General features: G+C 34.3%; 17 protein-coding genes and 1 pseudogene. 15 read left to right on the top strand and 3 right to left on the bottom strand.

Translation table 11 applies throughout. The features are described from left to right. The 5 genes and pseudogenes from A9G44_RS03730 to A9G44_RS03750 all read left to right on the top strand — a co-directional run. Window positions 1-1594 (top strand): annotated as a pseudogene (locus A9G44_RS03730) (hypothetical protein); the annotation flags it as partial. 647 nt (window positions 1595-2241) lie between these two features. Then, the gene (locus A9G44_RS03735; RefSeq protein ID WP_065609241.1) at window positions 2242-2931 is read left to right on the top strand and encodes a DUF2884 family protein; all 690 of its coding nucleotides are present in this window, start codon (window positions 2242-2244) and stop codon (window positions 2929-2931) included. Between the two features lie 63 nt (window positions 2932-2994). Beyond that, window positions 2995-3846 carry a bifunctional methylenetetrahydrofolate dehydrogenase/methenyltetrahydrofolate cyclohydrolase FolD gene (folD, locus tag A9G44_RS03740; protein WP_065609242.1) on the top strand — a complete coding sequence of 284 codons (852 nt, stop codon included), beginning with the start codon at window positions 2995-2997 and terminating at the stop codon, window positions 3844-3846. A gap of 64 nt (window positions 3847-3910) precedes the next feature. Beyond that, complete coding sequence (gene ppiB, locus A9G44_RS03745; RefSeq protein WP_065589345.1) at window positions 3911-4402, top strand: peptidylprolyl isomerase B; 492 nt, start codon at window positions 3911-3913, stop codon at window positions 4400-4402. Further along, the gene (locus A9G44_RS03750) at window positions 4395-5147 is read left to right on the top strand and encodes a UDP-2,3-diacylglucosamine diphosphatase (protein WP_202983960.1); all 753 of its coding nucleotides are present in this window, start codon (window positions 4395-4397) and stop codon (window positions 5145-5147) included. Before ppiB ends, A9G44_RS03750 begins: the two co-directional genes overlap by 8 nt. Here A9G44_RS03750 and modC read toward each other — a convergent pair. Genes modC through modA form a run of 3 tightly spaced genes read right to left on the bottom strand, consistent with a single transcriptional unit; the run spans window position 5126 to window position 7285 of the window. Beyond that, the gene (gene modC, locus A9G44_RS03755) at window positions 5126-5806 is read right to left on the bottom strand and encodes a molybdenum ABC transporter ATP-binding protein (protein ID WP_065609243.1); all 681 of its coding nucleotides are present in this window, start codon (window positions 5804-5806) and stop codon (window positions 5126-5128) included. The genes A9G44_RS03750 and modC overlap by 22 nt on opposite strands. 5 nt (window positions 5807-5811) lie before the next feature. Continuing rightward, window positions 5812-6501 (bottom strand): molybdate ABC transporter permease subunit, encoded by a 690-nt coding sequence (gene modB, locus A9G44_RS03760; RefSeq protein ID WP_065607551.1) that lies wholly within the window; start codon window positions 6499-6501, stop codon window positions 5812-5814. 28 nt (window positions 6502-6529) lie between these two features. Beyond that, window positions 6530-7285, bottom strand: coding sequence for a molybdate ABC transporter substrate-binding protein (gene modA / locus A9G44_RS03765; RefSeq protein ID WP_442902921.1), 756 nt, complete (start codon window positions 7283-7285; stop codon window positions 6530-6532). Window positions 7286-7565: 280 nt separating this feature from the next. Here modA and A9G44_RS03770 point away from each other — a divergent pair, with 280 nt between their 5' ends. The 10 genes from A9G44_RS03770 to A9G44_RS03815 all read left to right on the top strand — a co-directional run bounded on the left by A9G44_RS03770 (window position 7566) and on the right by A9G44_RS03815 (window position 19602). Next, a complete protein-coding gene (locus A9G44_RS03770) occupies window positions 7566-8348 on the top strand; it encodes a TOBE domain-containing protein (protein WP_065609245.1) in 783 nt (260 codons plus the stop codon). A gap of 15 nt (window positions 8349-8363) precedes the next feature. Further along, window positions 8364-9836 (top strand): molybdate ABC transporter ATP-binding protein ModF, encoded by a 1473-nt coding sequence (gene modF, locus A9G44_RS03775; RefSeq protein ID WP_065609246.1) that lies wholly within the window; start codon window positions 8364-8366, stop codon window positions 9834-9836. Between the two features lie 383 nt (window positions 9837-10219). After that, the gene (gene uvrB / locus A9G44_RS03780; RefSeq protein ID WP_065609247.1) at window positions 10220-12223 is read left to right on the top strand and encodes an excinuclease ABC subunit UvrB; all 2004 of its coding nucleotides are present in this window, start codon (window positions 10220-10222) and stop codon (window positions 12221-12223) included. 25 nt (window positions 12224-12248) lie between these two features. Further along, a complete protein-coding gene (locus A9G44_RS03785; protein WP_065609248.1) occupies window positions 12249-12599 on the top strand; it encodes a RidA family protein in 351 nt (116 codons plus the stop codon). 169 nt (window positions 12600-12768) lie between these two features. After that, entirely contained in the window at window positions 12769-13269 is a 501-nt protein-coding gene (gene purE, locus A9G44_RS03790; RefSeq protein ID WP_034912110.1) for a 5-(carboxyamino)imidazole ribonucleotide mutase, read from the top strand. 1 nt (window position 13270) lies between these two features. Next, window positions 13271-14347, top strand: a complete 1077-nt coding sequence (gene purK, locus A9G44_RS03795; protein ID WP_065609252.1) for a 5-(carboxyamino)imidazole ribonucleotide synthase — start codon at window positions 13271-13273, stop codon at window positions 14345-14347. A 41-nt stretch (window positions 14348-14388) separates the two neighbouring features. Continuing rightward, the gene (gene dgt, locus A9G44_RS03800) at window positions 14389-15879 is read left to right on the top strand and encodes a dGTPase (RefSeq protein WP_065609249.1); all 1491 of its coding nucleotides are present in this window, start codon (window positions 14389-14391) and stop codon (window positions 15877-15879) included. A 254-nt stretch (window positions 15880-16133) separates the two neighbouring features. Further along, window positions 16134-16472 (top strand): P-II family nitrogen regulator, encoded by a 339-nt coding sequence (gene glnK / locus A9G44_RS03805; protein ID WP_034912116.1) that lies wholly within the window; start codon window positions 16134-16136, stop codon window positions 16470-16472. 21 nt (window positions 16473-16493) lie between these two features. Further along, on the top strand, window positions 16494-17774 hold the full coding sequence (gene amtB, locus A9G44_RS03810; RefSeq protein ID WP_065609250.1) for an ammonium transporter AmtB: 1281 nt from the start codon (window positions 16494-16496) through the stop codon (window positions 17772-17774). 895 nt (window positions 17775-18669) lie between these two features. Next, window positions 18670-19602, top strand: a complete 933-nt coding sequence (locus A9G44_RS03815) for a hypothetical protein (RefSeq protein ID WP_065609251.1) — start codon at window positions 18670-18672, stop codon at window positions 19600-19602. Window positions 19603-20415: the final 813 nt, after the last annotated feature.

The following is a 20415-nucleotide window of genomic DNA, read 5'->3' on the forward strand; positions in this document are numbered from 1 at the left end:
TCGGGCATCGGGCATCGGGCATCGGGCATCGGGCATCGGGCATCGGGCATCGGGCATCGGGCATCGGGCATCGGGCATCGGGCATCGGCATTTTGTTAATCGTTTTATTTCACCTTTAATATTACGGCAAAACGTTTTATTTTTACTGTTATCTTTCTGTTTTAAACACTTCCATTGCAAATCTCACTTTGTTGCCAAAATAACAACACTTACAGCTCACTCAAAACCGAAACTTGCTCAAATAATGGGTTTAATCTTATTATCACAATGGATACATGTTGGCTCAGCTAATGCAATACTAACAGCAACTTCGAGTCAGGTTATTACAGGGAATGCACCGCAAGTGGTGGCGTTATCGAGTGCAGATAAACATGGTTTTACTGTCAATGGTGTTTTTTACAGTGAGGCGAGTGGCACTATAAAATCTAGTGAAGTGAAAGAATTTGATGGTAATTTAACGTTGAATGATTTTAAAGTGGCGATTTATACTTCAACAAACTTAGATAAAGTTGAAAATTACAGCGATATAGATGGTGATAGTGCCGATCCACAGGAGCCGTTTAAAGTTGAATCGACTAATTATTGGTGGTATGACAATAATGGCGTAAGAATAATAGGTAATGATAAGAAAAAAATGATAGGTTGTGGTAGTGGCTTTTCAATGCCATTAAAGCTCATCATAAAAACCAATGTTAGTGCCCATTCAGCATACGGAATACCTGATGTAGGCAAGCAAATTACCCTAGCTAAGACCTACCAAATAGCACCAAAATCGCAAATTTGTTATGCAAAACCAAATGATGTGATTGTTTCACCTAATCTACAATGGCGATCATATGATCCTAATCTGGCATCTAACCCAATTTCAGGACCTTGGGCTTGGAATGGTACGAATATAAGCCGACATCCTAACGCTGGTGGAGGGTATAGCGCTGATTATGTTTATAACTGGGGATTTAAAGCTAATCCAATAGAATCAGGTAAAAAATTTCCAACAACTGGCTTTCCTGGAGCTAAATTTCAATTAGTGATGATAGGTGCACAAGATGATTATCGTTATCAAATACTCAATAACCCAGGTGGAGGTGTTTCTGTTGATCAAAATGGGGTGGTAGAACTTAATAGTAAGCCGTCAGGAAATGTTACGGTGAGGACAACGTTAAAAAGAGATACTTCAATCATTCATGATTATATATTTAACCCAACTTCTGTATGGTTAGAACCTAAAAATAACGACAATATAAATTTATCTAATGCAATCAATTTATGTGGAGGAATGGATAATATACCTTTACGTAAAGATTATACTAATTCTCCAGCTATTAATGTTGCAGAAAATCAGAATTGGAAAATTTATCCCAATAGTTTTACGCGATCAATTGGCGGTTCAGTTATGGGGGAATGGGGCTGGCTATCGAATAAAAACTATCCTAAATCAAATTGGCCTAAAGATAATACTTACTATGTTCTTTTTTGGACTAGAGAAATAGATTACGCTAAGTATAATATTTATTTTACAGTTAACTTATCTGGTTATGTTTCTACACGTGAAGCTGAAAAGGGTGACAATAGTAAAATAGCGTGTAAACGTTAATGATTCTACAATATATGATAATATCGAGTTATATAAAACTCAGATTAACTGAAACGTAACTCTCTGAATCAGTGACGGCTATTTTTATGATTTTAGCGCCATATTGCCTTCTGGTGATAAGGCGCTATTTTTTTATGTTTTCCATTACCATTATTTCTCAAATTACGATAAATAACACAACAAGTAGTTCCTACATATTACTCAGTAAACTCACCTCTTTTAAGAACATTAGTTGTATAAAGAATTCACACACTATCATGAAATACTATCTATCATATAACTGTACCATCGGGCGCTAGTCTGCACTTTTTTAATGGTCAAGGCTCGCATATTCATATGAATATCCTTACTGTATTAGTTCTCTAGCCTACTACTCTTTACCATTTAACTTGCGGTGTATAATTTAAGCAAAAACTATGGAGGATGAATTCGATTTTTGTTCAATAGGATAAAAATTGTTTGTCAAAAACTTTCAGGTAACTATGTGTTTTAGTATAAAACTACTTATAATTAATTTTGATATCATATAAAGTAATTAAACCGTTTGGCGAGTATTGTTTTTAAAATTATAGTACTTATTTAATTTTATTATGTTTATTTCTTAGTAGACGTTATAATCTTCATGAATTAACTAGCTGGATATGAATATGTTAAAAAAATTGATATTGATTGCTTTGTTGTTACCTATCACCGTATTTGCTGCTAAAAAAGAGTGTGGGATTAAGCCCAGTTATGACATTACGATAAATAGAGAAAGTGTACATATTTTTGATAAAAAAAATGATTTAATTATCATGCCAAATGGTAATGTCATTTTAAATAAAGAAACGATATCACTTAATCCATCATTACAAAAAGAACTGATTCAATTTCAGCAAGATTTACGTCAACAGTTGCCGCTACTAGAACAACAATCATTAAGCCTTTTAACTGAAGTTAAAGAAACTTTTGAAAAAGCAATAAAAAATCAATTGGGCGATGATAATGAGCTAAAAAGCGAGTTAAACAAATTATATAAACGTTTAGTCAAGTTGTTACATGCATCAATTATTACTGAAAATGGTAATACGCGATTTTTTTACCGACATTTTAATAATATCAAAAAAGATGGAGAAGATATTGGTCAACGCATTTTTTATAATGTTGTTGGCGGAAGTATTTTGCATTTCGAATTTTTTAAAAATTATGGAGCAATTAAACAAATTTCTAAAAATGAATGGAAGGCTCAAAAACCTAAATTAAAAGCTTTTGATGCTCATATTTGTTCCGTTATTACAGATATTGATGCTCAATACAAACAAATATTGAATCAACTTAATCAATCAATTCATAACTAAATAGACATTAATAAAAACTTTTGCGAAAATGATACCTCTAATAAGATAGTTAAACGGAAGCTTATGACTGCACATATAATTGATGGGAAAGTATTAGCAAAACAAATACGAACTGAAATTGCTAATAAAGTCAAAATGCGTATTGAAAAAGGACTATCAGTCCCAGGATTAGCTGTAATTCAAGTCGGTTCAGACCCTGCATCAAAAATCTATGTTAAAAATAAGCAAAAGGCTTGTGATGATGTTGGTTTTGTTTCATTTGCTTATGACTTTACCTCGACGACCACCGATGAATTATTAGCATTAATTGATGAACTAAATCAACGTTTAGATGTGCATGGTATTTTAGTACAACTGCCTTTACCTGATAATATTGATAAAACAAAGGTTCTTGAACGTATTGATCCAAGTAAAGATGTTGATGGTTTTCACCCATATAATATTGGACACTTGCTACAGCGTGATCCAATCTTGCGACCATGTACTCCTTATGGCGTAGTCAAAATGCTAGAATCCACTGGCATAAATCTGTCAGGTTTAAATGCTACCGTTGTAGGAGCATCAAGCATTGTGGGTCGTCCAATGGCATTAGAGTTATTATTATTAGGTTGCACAACAACCATTACCCATAGTCGTACTATTGATTTAGCAAAACATGTTAGCAATGCGGATATTGTTGTTGCGGGAGTAGGCATTGCTAATTATGTTAAGGGTGAGTGGATAAAGCCGGGTGCAATCGTCATTGATGTTGGTATCAATCGTTTGCCAGATGGTAAACTTGCAGGTGATGTAGAGTTTGATGTTGCTGTTAAAAGAGCGGGATGGATCACACCTGTTCCTGGTGGTGTTGGTCCAATGACTGTTGCTATGTTAATGAGCAATACACTAGAAGCATGTGAAAAATTTGGTAAATAATTTATATTAATTAAGATTTACTAAATTTTATTCGAAAGATATATATTAAAAAAAGGATTATGCAATGATTATATTTCACACTAATTTAGGTGATATTAAAATCAAAACTTTTGATGATAAGGCGCCAGAAACTGTTAAAAATTTTGTTGAATATTGCAAAGAAGGCTTTTATAACAACACAATATTTCATCGAGTTATTAATAATTTCATGATTCAAGGTGGTGGTTTTGAACCAGGAATGAACCAAAAAAAGACAAAATCACCAATTAAAAACGAAGCAAATAACGGTCTAAAAAATGAACGTGGTACTTTAGCAATGGCACGTACATCAGATCCTCATTCGGCAACTGCGCAATTTTTTATCAACGTGGTTGATAATGATTATCTCAACTTTCGCTCTGCGGACATTAATGGTTATGGCTATTGTGTTTTTGCACAAGTTGTTGATGGGCTTGATGTGGTTGATAAAATAAAAGCTGTTAAAACAGGGCGCAGTGGTATGCATTCTGATGTTCCTGTAGAAGATGTTATTATTACGAGTGTCACGGTTGAATAATCCTGTTCGTTATTTTATTGCTGATATTCATTTAGCAGATAATGAGCCTGCTTCAGGTTATATTAATATAACCGCAGGCTTTTTGTCTTTTTTGGATACTTTGCCCGACAACTGCGAGCTTTACATTCTAGGCGACCTTTTTGATTACTGGGTTGGGGATGATGTAAAAACAAACTTACATTATCAAATTGCGCAGGCTTTACAAGCCTTATCAAAACGTAATATAAGAAAATATTTCGTTCATGGTAATCGTGATTTTTTATTGGGGAAAAAGTATGCGCAACAATGCGAAATGACCTTACTGCCCGAGATTAATTGCCTTTCTAATCAAGGAAAAAACATCATTTTTTTACATGGTGATTTACTGTGTATTGACGACCATCAATATCAAAATTTCCGAAAAGTTATGCATAATAAATGGCTTCAAAAATTATTTTTATTTTTACCACTTTTTATTCGGTTGAAAATTGCAGCTAAGTTACGAAAAAAAAGTAGTCAACATAATCAACTCAAATCTGAAAATATCATGGATGTAAACCAGCAAGCAGTTATTGAAATGATGGTTAAACATAATGCAGATATTATGGTGCACGGTCATACACATAAACCTGCTGTACATCATTTTCAAATTGAAGGCAACACTGCAACTCGTGCGGTGCTTGGTGCATGGCATGATGGCGTGACATATATTAAACAAGCGGAAAATAGTAATACTTTAGAGCTTTATAACCATTCTTTTAAATAGTCACTTTGTAAAACATGTTCGGTCTTACCAAACTCAATCAGCTTACCTTGATCTAAAATTACAACATTATCGGCTATTTGTTTAACTTCATTAATATTATGTGTTACATAAATAATGGGTATATTTAGCTCATTAGTTAATTTATTAATATAAGTTAACAGTTCTTTTTTTCTTGGCATATCGAGAGCTGAAAGCGGTTCGTCCATTAATAGTAATAAAGGGTTTGTTAATAGTGCTCGACCAATTGCTACTCGCTGTTTTTCTCCACCAGATAACATGGCAGGATAACGATTTAATAATGGTTGGATATTAAGTACATTAACTATTTCATCAAATCTTAATTGCTTGAAATTTTTAGCACCATAAATCAGATTTTTAATAACTTTATAATGAGGGAAAAGTAATGCATCTTGAAAAACGGTACCAATATGCCGATTTTCAGGAGTAACAAAAAGGTGTTTATCGCAATCAACTAGTGGTAAGCCATTCAACTGGATTTGGCCTTGATCAGGTTTAATTAATCCATTAACAAGGTTTACTAGTGTGGATTTTCCCGAGCCAGAAACGCCTAAAATAGCAGTAACCCCTTGGCAGGCTATCTCGTGATTGAATTGGAACGAAAACGAAGCAAGTTGTTTGCGAACATCTATTTTTAACATATTGATTATCCTGCTAACTTCTTTTTATGCCATCGATTTAACAATTCGGATAAAAAAAGTGCGATTAGTGATAACACAACCGAAATAATACACAGCCGTAATGCACCTTGTTCACCATTGGGAATTTGTAGCAACGTATACATTGCTAATGGTAAGGTGCGGGTTTCATCTTGAATATTTGACACAAAAGTGATTGTTGCACCAAATTCCCCTAAGCAACGGGCAAAACCCAATACAATTCCCATAAGAATACCAGGAAAGGCTAATGGTAAAGTAATAGTTATAAAAACTCGCCACTTATGGGCTCCAAGAGTCCGAGCAACGTTTTCAAGGCGTGTATCAATTGATTCAATGGCTAAGCGAATTGAACGCACCATTAATGGAAATGCAACTACTGCCGAAGCTAAAGCTGCACCTTGCCAATTAAAGCTAAAGCTAATATTTAAATGGCTACTCAACCACTCGCCAATAACGCTACGTCGTCCCATGGTTATTAACAACAAATAACCTAAAACAACTGGTGGTAAAACAAGAGGAAGATGCACGAGGCTATCAAATAGCGATTTACCAAAAAATTGACAGCGTGCCAATATCCAAGCGGTTAAAATGCCTATTGGCAAACTAAAACCAATTGCTGTGGCGGCTATCTTTAAACTAAGTAGCAAGGTTTGCCATTCAAATTCAGTTAATAACATAGTTTTATAAAATTATTTACTTATTAAATTACTTTGTTATAAATCCATATTTTTCAAAAATAGCTTTAGCTTGTGATGAATTTAAATATTTATAAAAATCAGTTGCTTTTGGATTCAACAAAGTGATGGGATATTCGATAGACTTAAATGTATCATCAGGAAAGGATCCAATTATTTTTACCTTATTGCTTATTTTAGCATCGGTACTATATACAATACCAAGCGCAGCTTCATTACGCTCAACTAGTACCAAAGCGTCTCTTACATTACTTGCAGGAGCAAATTGTGGCGATAATTTATTAAATACCCCTAAATTAGTTAATGATTCTTTTGCATACATTCCTGCTGGTACATGATCAGGATCACCAATAGCTATTCTTTCACCTTTAGGTAAAATAATTTCCCAATTGGTATTTTTATTAATTGAAACATTCTCTAAATGTGAATTTTGGGGAGCAATAAGCACCAATGTATTTTTTAATAAATCGTCTTTATTTTTAGTTAAATTATGCTCAATAAGATAAGTCATCCACTTTTGATCTGCTGACATAAATATATCCGCAGGTGCACCTTGTTCAATCTGTTTAGCTAATACTGATGATGAAGCAAATGAGAATACAATATTTGCATCTTTATGTTCTGCTTTATAAGATGCAGCGATATCTTGCATAGCATTAGTCAATGAGGCTGCGGCAAATATAGTCATTTTTTCAGCAGCTGAAACTGAAAAAGTGATTGCCATCATTAAGATAATTCCAATAATTTTTTTCATTCTGTTCCTCACAATAAAATTGAGTTAATTTTAACTGTTAATATTATTTATCCAATTGATTATTATGATTTATTACGTTATTTGGCAAATTATTAAATAGCCGTTATATAAAATATAACATATCGATGCTAGCAGAATTTATATATAAAGTACAATTAAAATTCATTTAAGCTGATACGATATGATAATCAACAAGATTTTTAACAAGTTTTGAAGGAATGCCAAAAAGGGTCTACAATAATCACTATTATCTCTTCCAAATTGATTAGTCGGTTCTTCATGGTGTTAAATTATGTTTTCTCCTGAAATTTTATTAACGTTAAATATAAAACAGCAGTTATTTACTGATCCAAGGCGTATTGCGTTATTAAAAGCAATTGAACAGACGGGGTCATTAAGTCAGGCTGCCAAGCAAATTGGTATTAGTTATAAAACCGCATGGGATGCCATTAATGAAATAAATAAATTAGCACCTAAACCTTTTTTAATTACTGCAATTGGTGGTAAAAATGGAGGAGGCACTAAACTGAGTGCTTATGCAGTTAGATTTATTCAACTCTATGATCTATTAACTCAACTACAACAAAATGCTTTTAACATACTAAATGATGACAAAGTACCTTTAGATGATATTTTAAAAGCAACAGCTAGACTATCATTACAAACTAGTGCACGAAATCAATTATATGGTACGGTTAAGCAGATTCAAACAAACGATGTTGCTGGTTTTATTACAGTGCTACTTAGTGATAATCAAACTGAGTTAAAAGTTTACATTACTCAATCAAGTATTGAACGGCTAAAGTTGAGTACGGACAAAACAGTATTGCTGTTAATTAAAGCTCCATTAATTGAATTAAAAAATGAAATCGAAAACGAAAACTGTTTGTCGGTTACCGTTGAAAAAATAACTACTGATGGCAATTGGAGTGAAATTGCTTTCACACTATCTTCTGGCATAGTGCTTTATGCTAACAAATTAGCCAGTGAAGTAAAAAAATCGGCCTTAACTACAGGCAAACAATCAAAACTATTTATTAATCCACAAAATATTATTGTTGCGACATTAGTTTAGCAATATGAGGTTATCATGCTACAAATAGAAAACGCACATTTTAAAATTAGTGACTACCTAGTTTTTACCATTGAATCACTTACAATAAATCAAGGCAGTAATGTTGCATTTGTGGGGCGTAATGGCAGCGGTAAATCTATACTAGTTAAAGCATTGTCTGGTGAGCAAACATTATTATCAGGCAAAGTAATTAATCAATTTAACTCCATAGCACACATATCGTTTGAACAGCTACAAAAACTAATTGATGATGAATGGAAACGCAATAATACAGATATGCTAAGCGAAGGTGAAAACGATACAGGATTAACCACTCAGCAAATTATACAAGAAAATAATTTTAATCAAGTACTTTGCCAAAAATTAGCAACACAATTTGGAATTGAACACCTATTAACGAAACGCTTTAAATATCTTTCAACTGGTGAAACACGCAAAGCCTTAATCTGTCGAGTTTTGATGCAGCAGCCTGATTTTCTGATATTAGATGAGCCTTTTGATGGCTTAGATGTGGCATCACGTGAAAATTTAGCCGAAATACTAGCAGATCTTGCTAAGCAAGGTATCACAATTGTCCTTGTTTTGAATCGATTTAATGAAATTCCTACATTTATTGAAAATATTGGCATACTAGCCGACTGCCAACTATTGAAAATTGATACAAAAGATACAATATTAAACGATACAACTGTTAAGCAATTAGCTGATTTGGAAAATATTTCCAATATGCCATTACCAGAAGCCGACGAACCACCAACTCAATTAGCTGATCAATTAGATCGAGTCATATTAAATAATGGTTATGTATATTATGATGATAAAGCAATCATTAATGGATTAACTTGGCGAGTAAAAGCCAAACAAAATTGGCAAATAGTTGGACCTAATGGCGCAGGTAAATCAACGTTATTAAGTTTAATAACTGGCGATCATCCGCAAGGGTATAGCAATGATCTCACTTTATTTGGTCGTAAACGAGGTTCGGGTGAAACGATTTGGGATATTAAACGCCATATTGGTTATGTTAGTAGCAGCTTACATTTGGCTTATCGAGTTAGTTCTAGCGTTAAAACTGTGTTATTGTCAGGCTATTTTGATTCGATTGGTGTCTACCAAGCTACCAGTGATAAACAAGCTAAATTGGCTGATGAATGGCTACAATTACTAGGGTTACAAACGCAGGCGGATAAACCCTTTCAATCGCTTTCTTGGGGACAGCAAAGATTAGTATTGATTGCCAGAGCGTTGGTTAAACATCCGACACTGCTTATTTTAGATGAGCCATTGCAAGGGCTCGATCATCTTAATCGAGAATTAGTAAAACGTTGGATAGATCGTTTAATTAGTGAAGGGTACACGCAGTTGCTATTCGTGTCTCATCACGCAGAAGATGCGCCAAAATGCATCACTCACCGATTGACTTTCATCCAAAACTTGGATCATAGCTATCAATATCAAATCGAACAGATAAATCGAATGATTAGTTAAAACTATCAAAAGTAGCGTTAAAGATAGGAATAAACATTAAAATAAAAGGGATTTTTTTTTGAAATTTTATCTTGATAATTGAAAAAAGTTTATAAAGACTATATTTATAAAGTTATCCCCGTTGCCTGTGGATAACTCTGTGAGTATTTTATTGAAAAAAGCGCTAACCTCAGTAACTATCAGGATTTTTCTTAATTTGATTGTAACTTAATCATGAAATATTTTTTTGTTTTATATCAACATGTTACCGTAAATCAAGTTATAAATTAGTTGTCTTTTTTATAAATGAAAATGTTAATTGAACAAAAAATAGTAAATTTTAAAAGGTCAAGTCCTTTTGGGGATAATTTTTATTAATAGGTAAAATATTAGGTTGCGATGTAATGAAAAAATTTAAATTATGTTCCGAATTTAAGCCAGCTGGTGATCAGCCAGAAGCAATAAAAAGGATTAATCAAAATCTTGATGATGGGATTGCGCATCAAACACTATTAGGCGTAACTGGATCAGGTAAAACATTTACCATGGCAAATGTTATTGCTAAACATAATCGCCCTACAATTATTTTAGCACCAAATAAAACATTAGCCGCTCAGCTATATGGCGAAATGAAAGCCTTTTTCCCTGAAAATGCGGTTGAATACTTTGTATCTTATTATGATTACTATCAACCTGAATCTTATGTACCGTCAACCGATACATTTATTGAAAAAGATGCATCAATCAATGAACATATAGAACAAATGCGTCTTTCTGCCACTAAATCACTACTAGAACGACGTGATGTTGTAATTGTTGCTTCGGTGTCGGCAATTTATGGTTTAGGAGCACCAGAAACCTATATGTCGATGATATTACACCTAACAAAAGGCACCATAACCGATCAGCGTTCAATCTTAACTCGATTAGCTGAATTGCAATACACTCGTAATGAAATAGGTTTTAGTCGTGGTACATTCCGTGTTCGAGGAGATGTTATAGATATTTTTCCAGCTGATTCAGACGATCTTGCTGTGCGCGTTGAGTTATTTGATGATGAAGTCGATCGAATTGTTATGTTTGATCCGCTTACAGGTAATAGCATAAATGAAGTATCGCGGATAACAATTTATCCAAAAACGCACTACGTCACACCAAGAAACATTATGGAAAACGCTATTGCTCAAATAAAGCAGGAACTTAAAGAGCGTCAAAAAGTATTGTTAGACAATAATCGTCTATTAGAGGAGCAACGTTTAACTCAGCGGACATTATTTGATATCGAAATGATGACCGAATTGGGGTATTGCTCTGGGATTGAAAACTATTCACGCTTTTTAGCTCAGCGTAATCCGGGCGATCCGCCAGCAACCTTATTTGATTATTTGCCACCTGATGGATTACTGTTTATTGACGAATCTCACGTGGCTATTCCACAATTAGGAGCAATGTATAATGGTGACCGTTCACGTAAACTTAATCTGGTTGAATATGGCTTTCGGTTGCCATCAGCACTAGACAATCGACCGTTAAAATTTGCTGAATTTGAAAACATCATGCCACAAACTATTTATGTGTCAGCAACACCAGCTAAATACGAGATTGAAAAATCAGGTAATGAAATTATTGAACAAGTAGTTAGACCTACAGGTTTATTAGATCCTATTATCGAAGTTCGACCAGTTGCAACGCAGGTTGATGATCTATTATCTGAAATCAAAATTCGTATCAATAACCAAGAGCGTGTTTTAGTGACCACATTAACTAAACGTATGGCAGAAAACTTAACTGATTATCTGTCAGAACATAATGTAACTGTAAAATATTTGCATTCAGACATCAATACGGTTGAACGTATGGAAATTATTCGTGACCTACGTTTAGGTAAAGTTGATGTACTTGTGGGTATTAACTTATTGCGAGAAGGTTTAGATATACCTGAAGTCTCACTAATAGCAATATTGGATGCTGATCGCGAAGGTTTTTTACGTTCAGAAAGTTCACTAATTCAAACCGTAGGGCGTGCAGCTCGTAATGTAAATGGTAAAGCCATATTATATGCTGATAGAATAACCCCTGCTATGCAAAAAACGATTGATGAAACTGCCCGTCGTCGTAAAAAACAGGAAGACTTTAATACAGCACACGGCATTACACCAAAATCAGTACGCAAAGAAATTAAAGACGTATTAGAGGCAGGTTTAAGTACCAAAAAATCAACAGCTAAAGTACAAGCATTTGAACCAGGCAAACCTTATCAGTATGTCTCAGTTAAAGAAGTACAGGCAAAAGTGAAAGAGCTTGAAGCAATGATGTACGAAGCGGCTAAGAATCTTGAGTTTGAAAAAGCTGGTGTATTGCGTGATGAAATAAAAAAATTGCGTGCTGATTTTATTAAAGTATCTTAATAACTCATCTAACAAGGAAAATATGATGACAATAACACGAATTGATCCAGATAACCGCTGGTCTGAAGCAGTGATCCATAATAACGTTATTTATTACACAAGTGTTCCTACTAATCTTGAAAATGACGCTTATGTACAGACTAAAAGTGCATTAGCTGAAATTGACAAAATATTAGCCCGAGCTAACAGTGATAAATCACGTATATTAGATGTAACATTATTTTTAGTTAATAAAAGTGACTTTGCCGCTATGAATAAAGCATGGGACGAATGGGTAGCTAAAGGTAGTGCACCAGTACGTTGTACAGTGCAAGCAGGGTTAATGAAAAAAGAATATTTGATAGAAATTAAAATCGTGGCAGTAGTAAAAGGCTAACTTTTTCTTCACCGCCGATACTATTCGGCGGTATCACTTTGTTTATCATCTTCATTTTGCTGGGAACATGTATTTTAATTGCTAACAGATAAAATCCTTACTATCCCCATTAATTAAATTTTAGTGTATACTTCACATACATCTTATTTTAATTATTCATACATTTGCCATGCATACTCAACCTAGAATTGCCATAGTAATGGGTTCCAAAAGCGATTGGACTACTATGCAACACGCAGCCGACATCCTTGATGCGTTAACAATTCCTTATCATGTTGAAATCGTTTCTGCTCACCGTACCCCTGATAAATTATTTTGTTTTGCTGAAGATGCTAAACAAAAAGGCTTTGATGTAATCATAGCTGGTGCTGGCGGTGCGGCTCATTTGCCAGGTATGTTAGCTGCTAAAACGCTGATTCCTGTATTAGGTGTTCCAGTGCAAAGTGCTGCATTAAGTGGAGTAGATAGTCTCTATTCTATTGTTCAAATGCCTAAAGGTATTCCTGTTGGTACTTTAGCAATAGGTAAATCTGGTGCAGCGAATGCGGCATTACTTGCTGCACAGATTCTAGCTCTACATGATAAAGAAATATATCAACGTTTATCAACATGGCGATTAACTCAAACTGATGAGGTACTAAATAACCCAGATCCAAGAGTGAATGCATAATATGAAACTTCAATCTGTTTGTGTACTAGGTAACGGGCAATTAGGGCGAATGCTTAAGCAAGCAGGCGAACCAATAGGTATAAAAGTTTATCCAGTTGGATTAGATGTAGATCCTACCGTCATTCCATATCAACAGTCAGTAATAACAGCTGAAATTGAGCGATGGTCAGATACGCCATTTACACAGATTTTAGCCAAGCATCCGCATTTTATTAATCGAGAGGTTTTTCCGCTTATTGCAGATCGTTTAACTCAAAAAAAACTACTTGATGAACTAGGTTTACCTACAGCTAAATGGTTTGCACTTAATCAATACCAAGATTGGTCAAAGTTATTCACTGAACTTGGTGATCTATTAATTGTTAAACGTAGAACTGGCGGTTATGATGGACGAGGGCAATGGCGAATTGCTATTAATGGTCCAATAACTGTACCTGATGATATCTATCAGCACGCTATTGTTGAACAGGCTATCCCGTTCGAAAAAGAGATGTCATTAATAGGCGCTCGTAATGCAAAAGGTGAAACAGTATTTTATCCCCTTACCAATAACTTCCACCAAGACGGCATCTTAAAAATAAGTGTTGTACAACCTAACAAATCAGATTCATTACAAATAAAAGCAGAACAAATGCTATCTGCTATTATGCATAAATTGAATTATATTGGCGTAATGGCAATGGAATGCTTTATTGTTGGTAATGAACTACTGATCAACGAACTTGCTCCACGAGTACATAATAGTGGTCATTGGACGCAAAATGGAGCTTCAATTAGCCAATTTGAATTACATCTTCGTGCTATATTGGGGCTTCCATTTCCTAAGCCAGATGTATTTACGCCATCAGTTATGGTTAATTTAATTGGCACAGAATTAAATTTAAATTGGTTATCAATTGATTTGGTACATCTTCATTGGTATGAAAAAGAAGTTAGAGTTGGACGTAAAGTAGGGCATTTAAATTTAACCCATAACCAAACAAACAAATTGTTAAAAGCATTAGAGAATTTAATACCGTTATTACCTAATGATTATCAAAAAAGTATTGAATGGGCAAAACAAACATTAGCAATTTGAAAACTTAAAACAATTTGAGTGATTAAATTAGGGATGAAACCATGATCAACTTTAACCAAAAAATCAATTATCAGCGTTATGCTAGCAAACAGCGTGAAGCTCTGTCTGATGAGTACTCAATAGTACGCTGTTTTGAAAGTGATCGTGGACGCATCATAAACTCAGCCGCTATTCGTCGCCTACAGCAAAAAACGCAAGTTTTTCCATTAGAACGAAACTCAGTAGTTAGAACAAGACTTACTCACTCTATGGAAGTGCAACAAGTTGGGCGATACATAGTCAAAGAAATCGTTAATCGCCTTGGCAATGCTGGAAAATTAAAAAAATATGGGCTTGATAATTGTATAATGGCGATTGAAAGCCTAGTTGAAATGGCTTGTTTAATGCATGATATTGGTAATCCTCCATTTGGTCATTTTGGTGAGGCCGCCATTAATAAATGGTTTACTCTACGTTTAGGTCTTGGCAAAGCAACAAATTATCGACTTCTTGAAATAAATGTTAGCGATAAAGAAGAAATAAAAGAACTTAAAACCAAAATCCGCCAAGATTTATCAAGTTTCGAAGGTAATGCACAAGCAATTCGTTTAGTGCATACAATATTACGTCTCAATTTAACTTACTCTCAGATTGCTTCAATTATGAAATATTCTAAACCAGCTTATTGGTCTAAGCCGGTACTGCCAGAATTTTCATATTTAATGAAAAAAGCAGGTTATTATTTATCAGAAGAACCATTTATTGAGGAGTTATCTAAACAGCTTGATATCAAACCATTTCATCGTTATCCATTTACCTATATTATGGAAGCCGCCGACGATATCTCATATTGCATTGCCGATCTAGAAGATGCGGTTGAAAAGAAAATTCTAACAGTAAAACAGCTTTATACTTACTTAGCTGAGGCATGGGGACCGATTAAAAAAGGTGATCTGTTTGATACCGTTGTCAATCGCCCTTATGAAAATCTAAATCAAAATGGTTTTGATGCGATAGGCATCGACCAATTTTTTATGTACCTACGTGTCAACACTATTGGCAAATTGGTACCACATGCTGCTGAACGCTTTATTGAAAATATTGAAGAAATTTATCACGGCTCATTTAATCATGCCTTACTTGAAGATCATGGTGCAGAATATAAATTACTCAATATTTTCAAAACAGTTGGACTTGAACATATATTTAACCATGAATCGGTTGAAAATATTGAACTTCAAGGGTACCGAATTATTAGTGGATTACTCGATATTTATAGCCCACTGCTTGATATGCCTACTAACGACTTTTTGAAATTGGTTGAGGATAAACATCACAAAAATTATCCTATTGAAACTCGCTTATATCATAAATTATCCTCAAAACATTGTGTCGCTTATAAACAAGCAGTTAACAAACTCAATATAAATAAAGCGGAAAATTTTGCGTGTATGGAATTCTACTATCGATGTCGCTTATTGCAGGATTATATTAGTGGCATGACAGATCACTTTGCTTATGACGAATATCGCAAGTTAATGGTGACATTCTAGATCCTATTAATTTTTATAACAGCTAAGCACCACTAATATGCATTGGCACCATATTAGTGCGCTGCTAAATAATAAATCTATTAACTATTTGTTATCTTTTGTTTTAACCTTCCAATCAAAACAGCTGAACTTTAATTTTATGATAGCTATATTTTTATAAATTAAGTTGTAGTAGCAAATTCAATTCAAGTTAATTTTTTTGGCACACTCTTTGCATAATTTAATCTGTAACTCACAATTTTTAGGAGCGATTGATGAAATTAGTTACCGTAGTTATAAAACCTTTCAAATTAGAAGAAGTCCGAGAAGCCTTATCTAATATAGGTATTACAGGATTAACTGTTACCGAAGTTAAAGGTTTTGGACGACAAAAAGGTCATGCCGAACTTTACCGTGGTGCAGAATATAATGTCAATTTTCTACCTAAAGTTAAAATTGATTTAGCTATTAGAGATGATGAACTTGACCAAGTTATTAGTACAGTTACTAAAGCAGCATATACTGGCAAAATTGGTGATGGAAAGATTTTTGTCAGTTCACTTGAACATGTAGTGCGTATACGTACTGGTGAAACCGATGACTCGGCATTGTAATTGATTGTTAAGGAAATCATTATGTTGAAAAAAATTATTCCCTTTTTAGTTATTTTATTCTCAAGTTCAGCTTTTGCCGAAGAAGCTGCCGTAGTTGATAAAGCGGATAACGGCTTTATGATGATCTGTACCGCCCTAGTACTTTTTATGTCGGTACCAGGGATTGCATTGTTTTATGGTGGATTATTACGTTCTAAAAATGTGTTATCGATGTTAACACAAGTGCTAGTAACTTTTTCGTTAATAGCGGTGCTATGGATTATTTATGGTTATTCACTTGCTTTTGGTGAAGGAAACTGGTTTTATGGCAACTTTAACCATTTTCTATTAGCAGGAATAGGTATTACAGATGTGTCAGGATCGATTTACGAGCTAATTTGGATCGCATTCCAAGGATCATTTGCTTGTATTACTTGTTGCTTAATTCCTGGTGCTTTTGCTGAACGAATTCGTTTTTCAGCAGTATTAATATTTATGGTGTTATGGTTTACATTTTCATATATTCCCATGGCGCATATGGTATGGGGAGGCGGAATTTTAGGTGATGAAGGAGCACTTGATTTTGCTGGTGGTACTGTAGTACATATTAATGCTGCGATTGCAGGAATAGTGGGTGCTTATCTGATCAAACAACGTATTGGTTATAATCGTGAACCACTAAAACCATTTAACCTACCTTATGTCTACCTTGGAGCTGCTATTCTTTATATAGGTTGGTTTGGCTTTAATGCAGGATCATCAACGCATGCAGATGAAATCGCAGGTTTAGCCTTTATTAACACTGTTGCAGCAACAGCAGCCGCGGTTTTGGCATGGACGTTTGCAGAATGGTTTTTACGAGGTAAACCATCTTGCCTTGGTTCGGCATCAGGAGTGATAGCGGGATTAGTTGGTGTAACACCAGCGGCAGGTCTTGTTGGTGTAGGTGGTGCTATGTTAATAGGGCTTATTTGTGGTTTTGCTGGTGTCTGGGGAGTATCAACACTCAAAAGAATTCTAAAAGTTGATGATACATGTGATGTATTTGGTGTACACGGCGTATGTGGAATTGTGGGTTGTATATTAACTGGTATATTTACATCAGAATCTTTAGGAGGTATTGGTTATGCCGAAGGCATTACAATGGCAACTCAAGTAGGAATACAATTGATGAGTGTTATTACCTGCGTAGTTTGGACAACAGTGGTTGCTTATATTGCTTATAAAATTGCAGATATCATTGTTGGCTTAAGAGTATCAGAAGAACATGAAAGAGAAGGTCTGGATATTAATAGCCATGGTGAAAGTGCTTTCAATAGTTAATCACTAACCGAAACAGTCATTAATTAAAAATTAGATATAAAAACAGATTTAAACTCAAAATAATTTACAGGGAGATATTCCTATAATTATAGGAATATCTCGTGGTGTTTACAGTAATTTAAAAAACTACTGTAACAAAAAATATATAAAAACAAAATTAACGTCATATCACAAATAAGTGATATGGCGCTTATATTATAAAAAAAACTAACGGTTACTAATTTGGTTAAATGCTTTATGGTTAGTTGTTCAATCATTGATAGCGTGTAAGAATACCGTATTGAAGTTTTTTGTTCCCTTAACCAGCAAAATGAACGTTATGTTAAAACGTGTAATAGCATCGAATCAATCACAAATTCACAAAACCACTTAATCCACAAGCGAATGACAAAGTGGAAAAAGTGATACAAACTTTGAAATGAGATATGACACAAATCGCAAATATTTATCGATTTAAAAGATAGAATACAAAATCTTAAGCGATTTCGGGAAAAGCACCTTATGAGTTTTAGAGGATTATTTTAACTATAAAGTATAAACAACTCGGTTTTTTTCTAAAATTTACATTTTTTTACAAAAAATCCGCCAAAAAACTAGCCAACAATTTTTAAAATGGTTATACTTTTATCGCTATAGGAAAACAAGCTTATTAAATAAGCAAATAATTATAAAAATCCAAATAAAACAAATCACTACTTGACAGGTAAACCATAATGCATTATCATTTTAGACACCAGACACCAGACACCAGCACTGGCAAACCTATGTCTTAAATTTATCAAATAATTCTATTCGACGAGTTTTTACAAAAAACTCATTTATACCTTCCAAATTATCTCTCAAATTATTATCAAAATTGTCCCGAAAAAGCTTATTGGTGTTGGGGCTGTTATTATTGTTATCTTCATGGAATTTACAGGCGAATGGCAAAAAATCTCGAACAGGTAATCGTAGTGATGCAATACTGCTACCGTCGCCAGTTATCAATTATGTAAGACCAAATCTACTTTTGGGTGATGACGAAAGAGCGGGTCCAGCTGACATATGGAATCCTTATAAGGGCTTTTTAGTACAATCAATTGATTTTGAATCAATTCATCCTGAATCATACAGCCTAAATTTTCCGACCACGGGTGGGCATAATTTATATTTTGATTTACTCATAAGTGGAGTAGATATAAATGAATTGACATGGGAACCCGTTACTTTGGGGGGAATCACTGCGACAGTGACAAATGTTGTAGCTAATGATAAGTGGATTCCTGATGAAGACAAGGGACAAGTTGTCGCCCGTGTTAAGCTAACAAGTCCAGAGGCAAGAAATCAATGGCTTAATCCGAATCCCAACCCAATTGCTAAGCCAGTGTTACCGCAGACGTTTGAGTTAGTGGGTAGAGATATTAAAACTAATGACGAGGTAGTAAAATATGGCTTTAAGTTAAAGCAGTGGTTTGTTAACCGAGGAGGTAAATACGATACAGCACCAGCTCAAATAACATGGTGTCGTCGTTTGGGGTATCGTCTTACGCAGTTAAGAGATTTAACCAATGCAGTCAGAACAACTAGTTTTCCTATTTCTAGTGCCACGCCGTCTTCATCTGAAAATTATTACCAGCGTCGAATTGGAGCTGGTTTTTTCACGGAGTGGGGTTACATGTCGCATTATGCTAATGCGGACTTCGCTTACAGCACTCACGCCCACTATGGTTATTGGACGAGCAACGCCATACCCGGCCGTCAGTTCTATGTCTACTCCGACACTGGCTACATCAATAGTAATCACATGGGTGCCACCTTCGGCTATTATGCTGTTTGCACCACACCTTAGATTTAGTGTGTATTTCTTAATCCTTAAGATCTGGAATAGTTTATGGCGCAAATAGAGGATAATATAACAAAGGACAGTGCCCCTCGCAGTTGGGGTACTGAGCAGGCAACCCCTACGAACCTTGCGCTTTTGTTATTAAATATAAAAGCGCTTTTATTAAAAAGCCAAATTCAACGTAATAAAAAAATAACTAGCCTATAAGTATTTGATTTTATTTAAAAATGCAAATAAAAACTTCAATAAAATCAATAGTCTACCTGAACGATTTTAGAGCAAAAAACACACTTATAGCACCACAATGTTAATATGCTTGCCTTATCAGAGCGCCAAAATATACCGATAACCAAGTAAAGCTAGTACGCTAAACTAGGTTGTTGGGTGTGTTTGTGTTTTAGAAGTTATCAGCAATATTAATCATTCCATCAAAGGTCAAAATGTCTGTAATCTGACATTATATTTTAGTTAAAAAATTCACTTATTTTTATAACTGAATCATTTCTATCTTTATGTTTCTTTAAATTTATTTACATTTCTTTACAAAAAAATCCGCCAGAAAACTAGCCAATTATTTTTTTAACGACTATACTCTTATTGCTATAGGAAAATAAGCAAACAATTACAAAAAATTCAAATAAAACAAAATATTACTTGACGCGAGGAACATAATGCAGTATCATTTTAGGCACAAGGCACAAGGCACAAGCACTGGCAAACTTATGTCTTAAATTTATCAAATAATCCTATTCGACAAGTTTTTACTCGAAACTTATTTATATCTTCGAAATCATTTCTCGAATTATTTTCGAAATTATC

Source organism: Gilliamella sp. Occ4-3, from assembly GCF_001690675.1.
GTDB lineage: Bacteria > Pseudomonadota > Gammaproteobacteria > Enterobacterales > Orbaceae > Gilliamella > Gilliamella bombi.

Coding starts and splice junctions, on each gene's coding strand:
- A9G44_RS03735 (WP_065609241.1), top strand. CDS start 2,242: ATGTTAAAAAAATTGATATTGATTGCTTTGTTGTTACCTATCACCGTA.
- folD (WP_065609242.1), top strand. CDS start 2,995: ATGACTGCACATATAATTGATGGGAAAGTATTAGCAAAACAAATACGA.
- ppiB (WP_065589345.1), top strand. CDS start 3,911: ATGATTATATTTCACACTAATTTAGGTGATATTAAAATCAAAACTTTT.
- modC (WP_065609243.1), bottom strand. CDS start 5,806: ATGTTAAAAATAGATGTTCGCAAACAACTTGCTTCGTTTTCGTTCCAA.
- modB (WP_065607551.1), bottom strand. CDS start 6,501: ATGTTATTAACTGAATTTGAATGGCAAACCTTGCTACTTAGTTTAAAG.
- A9G44_RS03770 (WP_065609245.1), top strand. CDS start 7,566: ATGTTTTCTCCTGAAATTTTATTAACGTTAAATATAAAACAGCAGTTA.
- modF (WP_065609246.1), top strand. CDS start 8,364: ATGCTACAAATAGAAAACGCACATTTTAAAATTAGTGACTACCTAGTT.
- uvrB (WP_065609247.1), top strand. CDS start 10,220: ATGAAAAAATTTAAATTATGTTCCGAATTTAAGCCAGCTGGTGATCAG.
- A9G44_RS03785 (WP_065609248.1), top strand. CDS start 12,249: ATGACAATAACACGAATTGATCCAGATAACCGCTGGTCTGAAGCAGTG.
- purE (WP_034912110.1), top strand. CDS start 12,769: ATGCATACTCAACCTAGAATTGCCATAGTAATGGGTTCCAAAAGCGAT.
- purK (WP_065609252.1), top strand. CDS start 13,271: ATGAAACTTCAATCTGTTTGTGTACTAGGTAACGGGCAATTAGGGCGA.
- dgt (WP_065609249.1), top strand. CDS start 14,389: ATGATCAACTTTAACCAAAAAATCAATTATCAGCGTTATGCTAGCAAA.
- glnK (WP_034912116.1), top strand. CDS start 16,134: ATGAAATTAGTTACCGTAGTTATAAAACCTTTCAAATTAGAAGAAGTC.
- amtB (WP_065609250.1), top strand. CDS start 16,494: ATGTTGAAAAAAATTATTCCCTTTTTAGTTATTTTATTCTCAAGTTCA.